We start from the raw sequence: 15,201 nt of genomic DNA on the forward strand, positions 1-15,201 counted from the left end.
CATGAATACCGATTACCGCAAGACCCTCCCCGGCACCCCGCTGGACTACTTCGATGCGCGCGCTGCGGTCGATGCGATCCAGCCCGGCGCCTACGCCACGCTGCCGTATGTCTCGCGCGTGCTGGCCGAGAACCTGGTACGGCGTTGCAATCCGGCGATGCTCACCGCCTCGCTGACGCAGCTGATCGAACGTCGCCGCGACCTGGATTTTCCCTGGTTCCCGGCGCGCGTGGTGTGCCATGACATTCTCGGCCAGACCGCGCTGGTGGATCTCGCCGGCCTGCGCGATGCGATCGCCGACAAGGGCGGCGATCCGGCCAAGGTCAACCCGGTGGTGCCGGTACAGCTGATCGTTGATCACTCGCTGGCGGTGGAGTGCGGTGGTTTCGATCCGCAGGCATTCGAGAAGAACCGCGCCATCGAGGATCGCCGCAACGAGGATCGCTTCCATTTCATCGACTGGACCAAGCGGGCGTTCCAGAACGTGGATGTGATTCCGCCGGGCAACGGCATCATGCACCAGATCAACCTGGAGAAGATGTCGCCGGTGATCTACGTGCAGGACGGCGTGGCCTTCCCGGATACCTGCGTGGGCACCGACAGCCATACCCCGCACGTCGATGCGCTGGGCGTGATCGCCATCGGTGTCGGCGGCCTGGAGGCCGAGAACGTGATGCTCGGCCGCGCGTCGTGGATGCGCCTGCCCGACATCATCGGCGTGGAACTGACCGGTCGGCCACAGCCAGGGATCACCGCCACCGACGTGGTGCTGGCCCTGACCGAGTTCCTGCGCAAGGAACGCGTGGTGGGCGCCTGGCTTGAATTCTTCGGCGAGGGTGCGGCCGCGCTGACCATCGGTGACCGTGCCACCATCTCCAACATGTGCCCGGAATACGGCGCGACCGCGGCGATGTTCTACATCGACGGGCAGACCATCGATTACCTGCGCCTGACCGGCCGCGAGGAATCGCAGGTGGCGCTGGTGGAGAACTACGCACGCAGCACCGGTCTGTGGGCCGATGCGCTGGCCACGGCGCAGTACGAGCGCGTGCTGCGCTTCGACCTGTCCAGCGTGGTCCGCAACATGGCGGGCCCGAGCAATCCGCATCGCCGCCTGCCGGTGGCCGAGCTGGCCGAGCGCGGCATCGCCGACGCAGCCAAGCTCGATGCCGGCAAGGCCGAGCAGCTGCGGGGCCTGATGCCTGATGGCGCGGTGATCATCGCCGCCATTACCAGCTGCACCAACACCTCCAACCCGCGCAACGTGATCGCCGCCGGCCTGCTGGCGCGCAAGGCCAACGAGCGCGGCCTGCTGCGCAAGCCGTGGGTCAAGTCGTCGCTGGCCCCGGGTTCAAAAGCGGTGCAGCTGTATCTGGAAGAGGCCGGCCTGCTGCCGGAGCTGGAAAAGCTCGGCTTCGGCATCGTCGCGTTCGCCTGCACCACGTGCAACGGCATGAGCGGTGCGCTGGATCCGGCGATCCAGCAGGAAATCATCGACCGCGACCTGTATGCCACCGCCGTGCTGTCGGGCAACCGCAACTTCGATGGCCGCATCCATCCTTACGCAAAGCAGGCCTTCCTGGCATCGCCGCCGCTGGTGATCGCCTATGCCATTGCCGGCACCATGCGCTTCGACATCGAGAAGGACGTGCTTGGCGTGGACGCCGACGGCAACGAGGTGCGCCTGAAGGACATCTGGCCGAGCGATGCCGAGATCGATGCGGTGGTGAAGGCGGCGGTGAAGCCCGAGCAGTTCCGCAGCGTCTACAACCCGATGTTCAACGTGCGCGTGGAGCAGGGTGCGGCGGTCAGTCCGCTGTATGACTGGCGCCCCCAGAGCACCTACATCCGCCGCCCGCCGTACTGGGAGGGGGCGCTGGCCGGTGAACGCACGCTGGCGGGCATGCGCGCGCTGGCGGTGCTGCCGGACAACATCACCACCGACCACCTGTCGCCGTCCAACGCAATCCTGGCCTCCAGTGCCGCCGGCGAATACCTGGCGAAGATGGGCCTGCCGGAAGAGGACTTCAATTCCTACGCAACCCACCGCGGCGACCACCTGACCGCGCAGCGCGCCACCTTCGCCAACCCGAAACTGTTCAACGAGATGGTGCGCAACGACGACGGCAGCGTGAAGCAGGGCTCGCTGGCGCGGGTGGAGCCGGAGGGCAGGGTGATGCGCATGTGGGAGGCGATCGAGACCTACATGGAGCGCAAGCAGCCGCTGATCATCATCGCCGGTGCCGACTACGGCCAGGGCAGCTCGCGTGACTGGGCAGCAAAGGGCGTGCGTCTGGCCGGCGTGGAAGCGATCGCGGCGGAAGGCTTCGAGCGCATCCACCGCACCAACCTGATCGGCATGGGCGTGCTGCCGCTGGAGTTCAAGCCGGGCACCACCCGGCTGACCCTGGGCATCGACGGTACCGAGACCTTCGACGTGGTGGGCGAGCGCACGCCGCGCGCCGACCTGACCCTGGTCATCCACCGCCGCGATGGGCAGGACATCATCGTGCCGGTCACCTGTCGCCTGGACAGCGACGAGGAAGTGGCGATCTACGAAGCGGGCGGTGTACTGCAGCGCTTCGCCCAGGATTTCCTCGAAGGTGCCCGGGTGGCATGAGACAACCGACGGCCCGGCAACGGGCCGTCTTTCATTGCAAGGAACCGTTCCATGAGCTTTCTTCCGCAACTCCGCATTGCCGCCACCTACATGCGCGGTGGCACCAGCAAGGGCGTGTTCTTCCGCCTGCAGGACCTGCCCGCAGCCGCACAGGTGCCGGGCCCGGCACGTGATGCGCTGCTGATGCGCGTGATCGGGTCGCCCGATCCCTATGGCAAGCACACCGATGGCATGGGCGGGGCCACGTCCAGCACCAGCAAGTGTGTGATCATCTCCAGTGCGTCCGTGCCCGATCACGATGTGGACTATCTGTACGGCCAGGTTTCGATCGACACCGCGTTCGTCGACTGGAGCGGCAACTGTGGCAACCTCAGCACTGCGGTGGGTCCGTTCGCCATCGCCAACGGCCTGATCGATCCGGCCCGGGTGCCGCGCGACGGCCTGTGCACCGTGCGCATCTGGCAAGCCAACATCGGCAAGACCATCATCGCCCACGTGCCGATGCGCAATGGCGAGGTGCAGGAGATCGGTGATTTCGAGCTGGATGGCGTGACCTTCCCGGCCGCCGAGATCCAGCTGGAGTTCATCGATCCCTCCGACGATGGCGACGCGGGCGCGATGTTCCCGACCGGCAACCTGGTCGATACCCTGGATGTGCCGGGCGTGGGCAGTTTCGAGGTGACCATGATCACCGCCGGCATCCCGACCATCTTCCTCAATGCGGCCGATCTGGGCTACAGCGGTACCGAGCTGCAGCCGGCGATCAACGACGACAAGGCCGCCCTGCAGAAGTTCGAGAGCATCCGCGCGCACGGTGCGTTGCGCATGGGCCTGATCTCGACGCTGGAAGAAGCGGCGACCCGCCAGCACACGCCCAAAGTGGCGTTCGTGGCACCGGCACAGGACTATGTATCGTCCAGCGGCAAGGCAATCCCGGCATCGGCCATCGATCTGCATGCGCGTGCGCTGTCGATGGGCAAGCTGCACCACGCGATGATGGGCACTGCCGCCGTGGCGATCGGTACCGCTGCTGCGATTCCGGGCACGCTGGTCAACCGTGCCGCCGGCGGTGGCCAGCGCGAGGCCGTGACCTTCGGGCATCCGTCCGGCACGCTGCGCGTGGGCGCCCAGGCCGGTCTCGTTGACGGCCAGTGGACAGTGACCAAGGCCATCATGAGCCGCAGCGCCCGTGTATTGATGGAAGGCAGCGTGCGGGTACCGGCCGACACCTTGTAACGCGGGACCATGGCGGTTGCGCCGGGCCATGCCCGGCGAGCGCGGCAGGGCCCGCCCATGAACCGCCGGGCGTGGTCCGGCGTCAGCGGAGAACAGACGATGTCCGACAGCCACACCCCGTCCAACGAACGTGCCGCGTGGGATGCGCTGCTGGTGGACATCGTCGATTACGTGCGCGACGTGCGCATCGACTCGCCACTGGCATTCCAGACCGCGCATTACTGCCTGCTGGATACCCTCGGTTGCGGCCTGGAAGCGCTGTCCTTCCCGGCCTGCAGCAAGCTGCTCGGGCCGCTGGTGCCGGGCATCAGCGTGACCAACGGCGCGCGCGTGCCGGGAACGCACTACGTGCTGGATCCGGTGCAGGCGGCGTTCAATATCGGCGCGATGGTGCGCTGGCTCGACTTCAACGACACCTGGCTGGCCGCCGAGTGGGGTCATCCGTCGGATAATCTCGGTGGCATCCTGGCCGTCTGCGATTGGCTGGGGCGCAATGCCGTGGCCCTGCGTCGTCCGCCGCCGACCGTGCACGATGTGCTGGTGGCGATGATCAAGGCGCACGAGATCCAGGGCGTGCTGGCCCTGGAGAATTCCTTCAACCGGGTCGGGCTGGACCACGTGGTGCTGGTGAAGGTCGCCACCACCGCCGTGGTCGCCCGCCTGCTTGGGCTGGATCGCGAGCGCATGCTCAATGCGCTGTCGCTGGCCTGGGTCGATGGCCAGGCGCTGCGGACCTACCGGCATGCGCCCAACACCGGTTCGCGCAAGAGCTGGGCCGCCGGCGATGCCACCAGCCGCGGCGTGCGCCTGGCGCTGATGGCGGCCAGCGGCGAGATGGGGTATCCCAGCGTGTTGAGCGCTCCCACCTGGGGCTTCGAAGCGGTCTCCATGCACGGCCAGGCGGTGACGCTGGGGCGGTCACTGGGCAGCTACGTGATGGAGAACGTGTTGTTCAAGATCAGTTTTCCCGCCGAGTTCCACGGCCAGACCGCAGTGGAGGCCGCGGTCGCGCTGCACGCGCAGCTGCGGGCAGGCGGGCGCAGCGTCGATGACATCGCGCATATCACCATCCGCACGCAGGAGGCCTGCATGCGCATCATCGACAAGCGCGGCCCGCTGCACAATCCGGCCGACCGCGACCACTGCGTGCAGTACATGGTCGCCATCGCGCTGCTGCATGGGCGGCTGGTGGCCGAGGACTACGAGGACGATGTCGCTGCTGACCCACGCATCGATGCGCTGCGCGCGCGGATGACCTGCCACGAAGACCCGCAGCTCAGTGCGGATTACCTGGACCCGGACAAGCGCAGCATTGCCAACGGCCTGACCGTCCGCTTCAACGACGGCAGCGAGCTGCCGGAGGTCCTGGTCGAGTACCCGCTCGGCCACGCCCGGCGACGCGACGAGGGCATGCCCCTGTTGATGGACAAGTTCCGGCGGCATCTGGCCCATCGGTTCCCCACCACCCAGCAGCAGCGCATCCTGGCGGCCTCGCTGGACCCGGTGGCGCTGGCGGCCATGCCGGTGACCGACTACGTGGATCTGTACCGGCCGGGGTAGGGCGCGCCTTGGTAGGTGCCAACCTTGGTTGGCACGGGCCCAACGCCAACCAGGGTCGGCCGCTACCGGGACCGCCGGGCATGGCCCGGCGCTACCGTTCCGATGTATTCCTGCCGGATCCGCGCCAACACCTTGACGCGGCGCGCCTATAATGGCCGCCTCGATCAAGGAGTGACGACATGAGCGGTCCGGCACGGCGCAAGCGGTGGGGATGGGCGGCGGCGGTACTGGCAGGAGGCCTGTTGCTGGGTCTGGCCGGTTGCCGCAACGACAGCGGGCAGCTGCCCAAGGCCAGTGGCGAGGCCATTACCACCCAGGCCGAGCAGGTGAAGGAGTTCACCCTGCTGCGCGCCTACCCGGACCAGAAGAACGACGGCCTGTCGCTGGCGCTGGAGTTCTCGCGCCCGCTGGTCGGCACGCAGGATTTCGACACGCTGGTGCGCTTCGAAGAGAAGGTCGGCACCGACGACAGCAGCTGGACCCTGTCCGATGACGGACTGACCCTGCGCTATCCGTTCGTCGAAGCCGGCAAGGAGTTCAGCCTGGTGGTATCGCCGGACCTGCTGGCCGCCGATGGCAGCCGGCTGGGCAAGGAGCTGAAGCAGAAGGTGTTCAGTGGCGAATTGAAGCCGGTGGCCGGCTTCGCCTCGCAGGGCAGCGTGCTGCCGGCCAAGGACAGCCGCGGCCTGCCGGTTGTCTCCGTGAATGTTCCCGAGGTCGACGTCGAATTCCTGCGCGTGCGCGAGAAGGATCTGCCGACCTTCTTCAGCCAGTACCAGCGCGGCGGCCGTCGTGGCAGCTGGGAACTGAGCAGCGACTACGAGCGCAGCCCGATCAATGCGTTGGCCGAGCCGGTCTACGTCAACCGCTTCATCCTCGGCGGCAAGCAGAACGAGCGGGTGCTGACCTACCTGCCAACCCAGGACATCAAGGAGCTGCAGGAGCCGGGCCTGTACTTCGCACTGCTCAAGCGCACGGGCGATTACGAGGGCGAGTTCGACACGGCGTTCTTCTCGGTCAGCGACATCGGCCTGCACACGCGCGCCTACAAGGACAAGCTGTTCGTCCACACCGCCGGACTGAAGGACGGAGCACCGCTGAAGAACGTCGAGCTGCGCGTGCTCGACGGCAAAGGCGAGGTGGTGCTCAAGGGCAGTACCGATGGCAACGGCAATGCGCTGCTGAACTACACGCTCGACGCCACCCACGTGCTGGTGGCCAGCAGTGGTCGCGACACCAGCTTCCTGCCCTTCAACCAGCCGGCCCTGGACCTGAGCGAGTTTGCCGTTGCCGGCCGTGACAATGCCTGGTTCGATGTCTACGCATGGTCCGGCCGCGACCTCTATCGGCCGGGCGAGACCGTGCGCCTGTCCGCGCTGCTGCGCGACAATGATGGCAAGCCGGTCAAGTCGCAGCCGGTGTTCCTGCGCCTGAAGCAGCCCGACGGCAAGACCTTCCGCGAGACCCGCCTGCAGCCGGGCGAGCAGGGCTACATCGCCTTCGAGCAGGTCATCCCGGCCGAGGCGCCGACAGGACGCTGGCAGGTGGAGTTCCGTACCGATCCGGCCAGCAAGGAAGCGATCCAGGGCATGACCCTGCGCATCGAAGAGTTCCTGCCCGAACGGATGAAGCTGGACCTGGACAGCCCGCAGAAGACGCTCAAGCCGGGCGAAGATCTTCGTCTGCAGGCCGATGGCGCGTATCTGTACGGCGCGCCGGCTGACGGCAACCGCTTCACCGCGCGCCTGGCCGTGGCAGCCGAACAGCAGCCGGTCGAGGGAGTGCCGGGCTACTTCTTCGGCGACCCGACCCTGCAGCTTCCGCGCGAGGCCAAGGACGTGATCGACACGACGCTGCCGGCCAACGGCCAGCTGCGCGAGGACGTGACGCTGCCGGAAGAAGCGGCCAAGGCCAAGGCGCCGATCGCGGTGGTGCTGTCCGGCAGCCTGTACGAGACCGGTGGGCGGACCGTGACCCGCACCCTGAAGCGGGTGATGTGGCCGGCCAATGCGCTGGTCGGCGTGCGTCCGCTGTTCAACCCCGACGATGGTGCCGACTCCAACAGCAACGCACGCTTCGAACTGGTGCGCGTGGACGCGGCCGGCCGGCCGCAGCCGGCCAAGGGCCTGAAGATCACCCTGGTGCGCGAGCTGCGTGACTATCACTGGACCTTCAACGACAACCGTTGGGACTACGATTTCACCCGTCGGTTCGAGAACAAGGAAACCCGCACGGTCGATGCCGGCAGCAGCGCGGTGGCGTTCGATGTCCCGGTCGAGTGGGGCGAGTACCGGGTGGACGTGTTCGATCCGGGCACCGGCCTGACCAGTCGCTATCCGTTCCGTGCCGGCTGGAGCTGGGGCGATGACAATCGCGGTCTCGATGCGCGTCCGGACAAGGTCAAGCTGGGCCTGGACAAGACCGGCTACAAGGCGGGCGATACGCTGCAGGTGACGGTGACGCCGCCGCATGCCGGCAAGGGCATCCTGATGGTCGAGACCGATCGCATGCTGTACGTGCAGGACATCGACGCCAAACCCGGTGCCACCTTCAACATCCCGGTCACCGCTGACTGGGAGCGCCACGATGTCTACATCACCGCGCTGGTGTTCCGGGGCGGCAGTGCGCCGAGCAAGATCACCCCGGCGCGCGCTGTCGGCGTGGTGCACGTACCGATGGACCGCAGGGGCCGCACCGTGGCCGTCGGCCTGGTGGCGCCGAAGCAGATGCGCCCGGAACAGGATCTGCCGGTGACGGTCAGCGCACCGCAGCTGGCCGGCAAGGCCGCGCACGTTACCGTATCGGCGGTGGATGTGGGCATCCTCAACATCACCCGTTTCCCCGTGCCCGATGCCGGCGCGCACTTCTTCGCCCAGCGCCGCCTCGGCATCGATGCCTATGACATCTACAGCCGGGTGATCGAGAGCTTCGACGGCGGCGCCGGCAAGCTGAAGTTCGGCGGTGACATGGCGCTGCAGTCCCTGCCTCAGGCCAAGCGGCCGACCGCGCGCGTGCAGACCGTGGATCTGTTCTCCGGCCCGGTACAGCTTGATGCCAAGGGCAATGCCCGCATCCGCCTCAAGGTGCCGGACTTCAACGGCACGCTGCGCGTGTCGGCGCTGGTGTACAGCGATGACCAGTACGGCAAGCGCGACGTGGAAACGGTGGTGCGCGCACCGATCCTGGCCGAGGCCAGCATGCCGCGCGTGCTCGCCCCGGGCGACCGCAGCACCGTGACGCTGGACGTGCAGAACTTCACCGGCAAGCCCGGCCAGTTCAACGTGCGCGTGGACAGCGAGGGACCGCTGGCCCTTGGCGAGGGCAGCCGCAGCGTGCAGCTCAACGCCGATGCGAAGACCACGCTGAGCTTCCCGCTGTCGGCACGCGAAGGCCACAGCGTGGCGAAGGTGCGGGTGCGTGTGGAAGGCAATGGCTTCAAGGCCGACCGCCGCTACGACCTGCCGGTGCGTGCGGCATGGCCGCAGGTGCTGCGCTCGCAGGTACGCACGCTCGACCCGCTGGCGGCGGTCAGCCTCGACAGCGGTTTGGCCGATGGCCTGATGTCCGAGTCGGTCAATGCGCGCCTGCTGGTCAGCCCGCTGCCCCCGATTCCGTTTGCCAGTGCCCTGCAGGGCGCGCTGAATTACCCGTATGGCTGCGCCGAGCAGACCACCAGCAAGGGCTACGCTGCGCTGATCCTGGATCAGGCCACGTCGTCGATGCTCGGCGCAGACGGCCTGGACGCCAAGACCCGCCGCGAACGCATGGAGGGCGCGTTCGGCCGCCTGGCGTCGATGCAGGTGGCCAACGGCAACTTCTCGATGTGGGGCGACGATGGTTATGTGAACCCGTGGCTGACCCCGTACATCGCCGAGTTCCTGCTCGATGCCCGGGATGCCGGCTTCGCCGTACCGGACAACGTGCTGCAGAAGGCACTGAACCGTCTCAGCGAGGATCTGCTGTCCGGCGGCAACCCGTTCTACGGGCAGGACGAGCGCGAGAAACTGAAGTTCGCCAACCAGGCGTATTCCGGCTACGTGCTGGCCCGGGTCAACCGTGCGCCGCTGGGTACGCTGCGCACGCTGTACGACAACGAGCGCAGCAAGGCGGTCGGCGGCCTGTCGCTGGTCCACCTGGGTGTGGCGCTGTCGCTGCAGGGCGACGCCAAGCGTGGCCAGGCCGCGTTGGAAGCTGCCTTCGCCAAGTCCAGCAGCGAGCGCCCGTCGTACTTCGGCGACTACGGCAGCGCGATCCGTGATGATGCGCTGATGATCGCGCTGACCCACGAGAACAAGCTGGCGAAGCCGGCATGGGATGCGCGTGCGGTTGATCTCGGCCGCGGCCTGGATGCGCGCCGCAACGCCGGCTGGATGTGGCTGAGCACGCAGGAGCAGGTCGCCATTGCCCGCCTCGGCAAGGCGCTGGCGGCCAACCAGAAGGCACTGGTAGCCGGCGAGCTGGTGATCGGTGGCAACAGTGAATCGATCAGCGAGCGCAAGCTGTTCGGCCGCACCTTCAGCGCCAGCGAACTGGCCAGCGGAGTGCGCTTCACTCCGCAGGGCCAGCCCCCGATGTTCGCCAGCATCGATGTGGCGGGCATCCCGCGCAGTGCGCCCGCGCCGGACAACAGTGTGATCGGTGTCGAGCGCAGCTACTTCGGTACCGACGGCAAGCCGTGGTCGCCGCGCCCGCTGAAGGAAGGCGAAGCGCTGATCGTGCGGGTCACCGTCAGTGCCGACACCACCATGCCGGATGCGCTGCTGACCGACCTGCTGCCGGCCGGCCTGGAGATCGAGAACTTCAACCTGGGCGATGCCAAGCAGTGGGCGGACGTGGTCGTCGATGGCATCACCATCAGCGACCGCGGTGACGCGGCCGATACCAAGCATGAGGAGTTCCGCGACGACCGTTACGTGGCTGCGCTCAAGCTCTCGCGCGGCGGAAAGGCCAATGTGTTCTACCTGGTGCGTGCGGTGACCCCGGGCACCTACTCGGTGCCGCCGCCGCTGGTGGAAGACATGTACCGGCCGCAGCTGCGTGGCGTCGGCCGCAGCAACCCGACCACGATCACGGTGGTGCAGCCGTGACCGCGCGGACGGGCCGCGACGGCGCGGCCCGTCCTGCTGGCAACCTGCAATGAAGAACGCGATGACGACCCGGCAGGCGGACCTGCGCCGCCGGCTGCGGCCGCTGTGGCCGTGGCTGCGCTGGGGAACGGCGGGTCTGCTGACGCTGCTGCTGGTACTGGACGTCGTTTTCCCGCCGCCACTGCCGAAGCAGCGCGACACCAGCACCCTGGTGGTGGCTGCCGACGGCACGCCACTGCGTGCGTTCGCCGATGCCGAGGGCGTGTGGCGCTATCCGGCCTCGATCGACAGCGTCTCGCCGTTGTACCTGCAGGCGTTGTTGACCTACGAGGACCGCTGGTTCTGGCGCCATCCGGGCATCAACCCGCTGGCGATCCTGCGTGCCAGCGGCCAGCTGCTGCGCGGCGGCCGCATCGTTTCCGGTGGCTCGACCCTGACCATGCAGGTGGCACGCATCCTCGACCCGCATTCGCGTACCCCGTGGGGCAAGCTCAAGCAGGTGCTGCGGGCCCTGCAGCTGGAAGTGCATCTTTCCAAGCGGGAGATCCTGGCCCTGTATCTGGAGCGTGCGCCCTACGGCGGCACCATCGAGGGCGTGGAGGCTGCCAGCTGGGCCTACCTGGGCAAGCCGGCCGCGCAGCTGTCACATGCCGAGGCCGCGTTGCTGGCGGTGCTGCCACAGGCACCCAGCCGCCTGCGCCCGGACCGCCATCCGGAAGCGGCGCAGAAGGCACGTGACAAGGTGCTGGCACGCATGGCCGAACGGGGGGCGTGGACACCGGATGAGGTGGAGGATGCACGCATCGAGAACGTGGTGGCGCGGTCGCTGCGACCGCCGCTGCATGCGGCACTGCTGGCGCAGCGGCTGCATGCGGCACACCCCGGCCAGGCGCGCATCCGGAGCAGCATCGACATCGGCCTGCAGCGCACACTGGAAGAGCGCGTGGCCAGCTATTTCTCGAGCCTGCCGGAGCGGACGTCGGCGGCATTGCTGGTGGTCGACAACCAGACCCTGCAGGCGCGCGCCTACGTGGGAACGCTGTCCTTCGGCGACCGCCAGCGCCTGGGCCACGTCGACATGGTTCAGGCCTGGCGCTCGCCGGGTTCGACCCTCAAGCCGTTCCTGTACGCGATGGCGCTGGATGACGGCCTGATCCACTCGGAGAGCCTGCTGGTGGACGCGCCGCAGAGCTTCGGCAGCTACCGTCCGGGCAACTTCGACATGGCGTTCAATGGCCCGATCGGCGCCTCCAGTGCGTTGCGTCTGTCGCTCAACGTACCCTCGGTGGACCTGCTGCAGCGGGTCGGCGCCGCGCGCTTTGCCGCGCGCCTGTCACACGCCGGTATCCAGCTGCGGTTTCCCGCGGGCAGCCCCCCCAATCTCTCGCTGATACTCGGTGGCACCGGCGCGAGGCTGGAAGATCTGGTCGGGGCATTCGCCGCACTGAACCGCAACGGTATCGCCGGCCGCGTGCGCTACACCGATGACGAGCCGATGATCGAGCGGCGGCTGGCGTCGCCGGGGGCGAGCTGGATCGTACGCGAGATGCTGGAGTCGAACCCGCGTCCGGGGTATGGCGTGGGCACCTTCGATGTGGGAGGGCGCCCCCGCGTTGCCTGGAAGACCGGGACCAGTTACGGCTACCGCGATGCCTGGGCCATCGGCAGCACGCGGCATTACACCGTGGGCGTATGGGTGGGGCGGCCCGACGGCACGCCCCTGCCGGGCCAGTACGGCGCGGTCACCGCGCTGCCGCTGATGTTCGAGGTGGTCGACAGTCTGCCGCGCCAGCGTGGCGATTCGGCGGCGGCACCGATGCCGGCCAGCGTCAGCCAGGGCGACATCTGCTGGCCGACCGGTGAACGCGCCGAAGGATTGCCGCCGGCCGTGTGCCAGCGGCGGATGCCGGCGTACCTGCTCGACGGCGCCGTACCGCTCACGTTCCCCGAGCGCGAAGCCCGGCGTTGGCAACCGGGCCGTCAGCGCTACCTGGCAGATGCACGCACCGGTCTACGCGTCTCGGCCGATTGTCGTCTGCCTCATGAGGAGGTGGCGCGCGAAATCGCCCGTTGGCCGGCGCTGCTGTCGCCGTGGCTGCCGAAGGCGACCCGGGAGCTGTCGCAGCTGCCGGCGCTGTCACCGGACTGCCGCGACGATGGCCGTGAGGCCAGCGTGGCGCTGCACGTGGACGGTCTGAATGACGGGGCCACGCTGGCGCGCGCGCCCAATGCCGAACACGGCGTGCGCCTGCAGCTGCGCGCGCTGGGCAGCGAGCAGGCAGTGGACTGGCTGCTGGATGGCCGCTGGATCGCACAGACCCGGGGATCTCAGCTGATGCAGCGCGAGTTCGCCGAGCCGGGCGCCCATACGCTGACCGCACTGGCCGCCGATGGCGCATGGACGCAGGTGCGTTTCAACGTCCTCCGGTAGGTGCCGGCCCCGGCCGGCACGCGATATCCGATACGCGCAGCGCTATTCCCCGATCCACCCGTCCAGCAGGTCGGCGAACTCATCGGCGTGTTCTTCCTCCTGCGCCAGGATCTCCTCGAGGATGCGCTTGGTGGTCGTGTCGCGATCACCGATGAAGTCGATCATCTCGCGATAGCTGTCGATGGCGATGCGTTCGGCGACCAGATTCTCGCGGACCATGTCACGCAGGTCGCTGCCCTCCTTGTACTCGGCATGCGAACGCGCGCTCAGCGTGTCCGGATTGAGGTCCGGCTCGCCGCCGAGCTGGACGATGCGTTCGGCCAGCTTGCCAGCATGCGCCTGTTCCTGCTGCGCATGCTCAAGGAACTCGGCCTTGACCGCATCGGCCAGCATCCCCTTGGCGGTGAAGTAATGCCGGTAGTAGCGCAGCACGCAGACATACTCGGTGGCGAGGGCGTCGTTGAGCAGCTTGATCACGGCCTCGCGGTCGGCACTGTAGCTTTCGGTGATCGCGCCATCTTCAAGATTGCGCCGCGCGCGTTCGCGCAGGACCTTGCGGTCGCTGATGCCGGGAAGCGGGTGGGCAGACGTGGTGGCGTTGGCTGGCGTATTGGACATGGCTGGCCGTTTCCTCTTGCGGTGGAAGATCAGGTGGGCAGGTGCTCCAGCACGTACTCGGCCGTGGACACTTCGAACTGCCCGGGCTGCTCGATCCAGGCCGCGCGGACGACGCCGTCGTCCACGTACAGGGCAAACCGGCGCGAGCGGATGCCCATGCCCGAAGCACTGGCATCCAGTTCCAGGCCCAGCGCGCGGGTCAGTTCGGCATTGCCGTCGGACAGCATCAGCAGGCCCTCGGGTACGTGCTGGTCAGCGGCCCAGGCCTTCATCACGAACGGATCGTTGACCGCCATGCAGTAGACCTCGATGCCGCGCTGGCGGAACGCCTCGAACTTCTCGACGAAGCCGGGCAGGTGGCGGGCCGAGCAAGTGGGGGTGAAGGCGCCGGGCACGGCGAACAGCACCACTTTGCGGGCGTCGAACAGCGAGTGCGTATCGAGCGTCTCGATGCCCTCGCGGATGCGCTTGAGGGTCACTTCCGGAATGCGGTCGCCGACATGGATGGTCATGATGGACTCCTTGCTGGGGCAGGCTAGTGGGCGGGATGGGACAGGGGCGTCAAGACATTGGAAACCCCGCGTGCAGGCCCCATCTTCAGGGGGCACGCGCCAGGGTTCCAGCCACAGCGTGGCGCAGGCCGATGGCAGGCGCATTGCGCAGGATCAGTCGGCCTCACCGGGGCCGCACGAGGGGCGGCGTAGCATCGCCGGCGCGTAGAATGAACCCGGGGCGGCGCCACCGGCGCGGCCGAAGCGAATCGAGGTAGCTGGATGGAATTCAAGGATTACTACGCCACCCTGGGGGTGGAACCGAGTGCGGGTGATGCGGAGATCAAGACTGCATACCGCCGGCTGGCACGCAAGTACCACCCGGACGTCAGCAAGGAGGCCGGGGCCGAAGACAGGTTCAAGGCGGTCAATGAAGCCTATGAGGCGCTGCGCGATCCGGAAAAGCGCGCGGCCTATGACCAGCTGCGCGCGCAGGGCTACCGGCCGGGCGAGGAATTCAATGTGCCGCCGAACTACGGTGGCGGTGGTTTCAATTTCGAGGAAGTGTTCGGCGGTGGTGGCCCCAATGGCGGCTTCAGCGACTTCTTCGAGAGTCTGTTCGCCCGCCAGCGCGGTGGCCAGGGACCGGGCCCGGGATTCAGCAGCCAGGGGCATGCACCCAACCGCGATACCCGCGCCAAGCTGTCGGTGCCGCTGGAGGCCGCCTACAACGGCGACAGCCTGCGCATCACCGTCAACGGCAGGCAGCTGGATGTGCGCGTGCCCAAGGGCATCCGTCCCGGCCAGGTGATCCGTCTGGCGGGGCAGGGCAACCACGGTGGCAACCTGCTGCTGGAGGTGGAGTACGCCGCACACCCGCAGTTCGAGGTCGATGGCCGCAACATCCTGTATTCGCTGCAGGTCACGCCCTGGCAGGCAGCGCTGGGCACCAGCATCAGCGTGCCCACGCTGGGCGGCGCGGTGGAGCTGAAGATTCCGGCCGATTCCGAAGCCGGTCGCAAGCTTCGCCTGCGCGGCCGCGGCCTGCCGGGCAATCCCGATGGCGATCAGATCGTCGAGCTGGAGATCATTGCCCCGGCCGCCACCGACGAAGCGCAGAAGAAGGCATACCGCAACCTGGCCAAGGCCTTCGGCGAA

Annotated in this window: 8 protein-coding genes; 6 read left to right on the plus strand and 2 right to left on the minus strand. The window is 67.7% G+C overall.

The features are described 5' to 3' along the window. The first annotated feature begins 1 nt into the window (after nucleotide 1). The 5 genes from acnD to pbpC all read left to right on the plus strand — a co-directional run bounded on the left by acnD (nucleotide 2) and on the right by pbpC (nucleotide 12,934). Nucleotides 2–2,620 carry a Fe/S-dependent 2-methylisocitrate dehydratase AcnD gene (acnD, locus tag N7367_RS14375; protein ID WP_279942637.1) on the plus strand — a complete coding sequence of 873 codons (2,619 nt, stop codon included), beginning with the start codon at nucleotides 2–4 and terminating at the stop codon, nucleotides 2,618–2,620. Nucleotides 2,621–2,671: 51 nt separating this feature from the next. Then, on the plus strand, nucleotides 2,672–3,856 hold the full coding sequence (prpF, locus tag N7367_RS14380) for a 2-methylaconitate cis-trans isomerase PrpF (RefSeq protein WP_053518644.1): 1,185 nt from the start codon (nucleotides 2,672–2,674) through the stop codon (nucleotides 3,854–3,856). 99 nt (nucleotides 3,857–3,955) lie between these two features. Further along, nucleotides 3,956–5,416, plus strand: coding sequence for a bifunctional 2-methylcitrate dehydratase/aconitate hydratase (locus N7367_RS14385; protein WP_128987995.1), 1,461 nt, complete (start codon nucleotides 3,956–3,958; stop codon nucleotides 5,414–5,416). A 179-nt stretch (nucleotides 5,417–5,595) separates the two neighbouring features. Next, complete coding sequence (locus N7367_RS14390) at nucleotides 5,596–10,503, plus strand: alpha-2-macroglobulin (protein WP_279942639.1); 4,908 nt, start codon at nucleotides 5,596–5,598, stop codon at nucleotides 10,501–10,503. 49 nt (nucleotides 10,504–10,552) lie between these two features. Further along, a complete protein-coding gene (pbpC, locus tag N7367_RS14395) occupies nucleotides 10,553–12,934 on the plus strand; it encodes a penicillin-binding protein 1C (RefSeq protein ID WP_111186364.1) in 2,382 nt (793 codons plus the stop codon). 42 nt (nucleotides 12,935–12,976) lie between these two features. On the opposite strand, the gene N7367_RS14400 is transcribed toward pbpC, so the two are convergent. Both N7367_RS14400 and N7367_RS14405 read right to left on the minus strand, forming a co-directional pair. Then, nucleotides 12,977–13,552 carry a ferritin-like domain-containing protein gene (locus N7367_RS14400; protein WP_111186363.1) on the minus strand — a complete coding sequence of 192 codons (576 nt, stop codon included), beginning with the start codon at nucleotides 13,550–13,552 and terminating at the stop codon, nucleotides 12,977–12,979. Nucleotides 13,553–13,581: 29 nt separating this feature from the next. After that, complete coding sequence (locus tag N7367_RS14405; RefSeq protein ID WP_279942640.1) at nucleotides 13,582–14,064, minus strand: peroxiredoxin; 483 nt, start codon at nucleotides 14,062–14,064, stop codon at nucleotides 13,582–13,584. 261 nt (nucleotides 14,065–14,325) lie between these two features. Between N7367_RS14405 and N7367_RS14410 the strand changes: the two genes are divergently transcribed. After that, nucleotides 14,326–15,201 (plus strand): DnaJ C-terminal domain-containing protein (locus tag N7367_RS14410; RefSeq protein ID WP_279942641.1); only part of this gene is annotated, 876 nt, incomplete at its 3' end.

The organism is Stenotrophomonas sp. GD04145 (genome assembly GCF_029835135.1).
Classification (GTDB): domain Bacteria; phylum Pseudomonadota; class Gammaproteobacteria; order Xanthomonadales; family Xanthomonadaceae; genus Stenotrophomonas; species Stenotrophomonas maltophilia_P.

Coding starts and splice junctions, on each gene's coding strand:
- N7367_RS14400 (WP_111186363.1), bottom strand. CDS start 13,552: ATGTCCAATACGCCAGCCAACGCCACCACGTCTGCCCACCCGCTTCCC.
- acnD (WP_279942637.1), top strand. CDS start 2: ATGAATACCGATTACCGCAAGACCCTCCCCGGCACCCCGCTGGACTAC.
- N7367_RS14385 (WP_128987995.1), top strand. CDS start 3,956: ATGTCCGACAGCCACACCCCGTCCAACGAACGTGCCGCGTGGGATGCG.
- pbpC (WP_111186364.1), top strand. CDS start 10,553: ATGAAGAACGCGATGACGACCCGGCAGGCGGACCTGCGCCGCCGGCTG.
- N7367_RS14390 (WP_279942639.1), top strand. CDS start 5,596: ATGAGCGGTCCGGCACGGCGCAAGCGGTGGGGATGGGCGGCGGCGGTA.
- prpF (WP_053518644.1), top strand. CDS start 2,672: ATGAGCTTTCTTCCGCAACTCCGCATTGCCGCCACCTACATGCGCGGT.
- N7367_RS14405 (WP_279942640.1), bottom strand. CDS start 14,064: ATGACCATCCATGTCGGCGACCGCATTCCGGAAGTGACCCTCAAGCGC.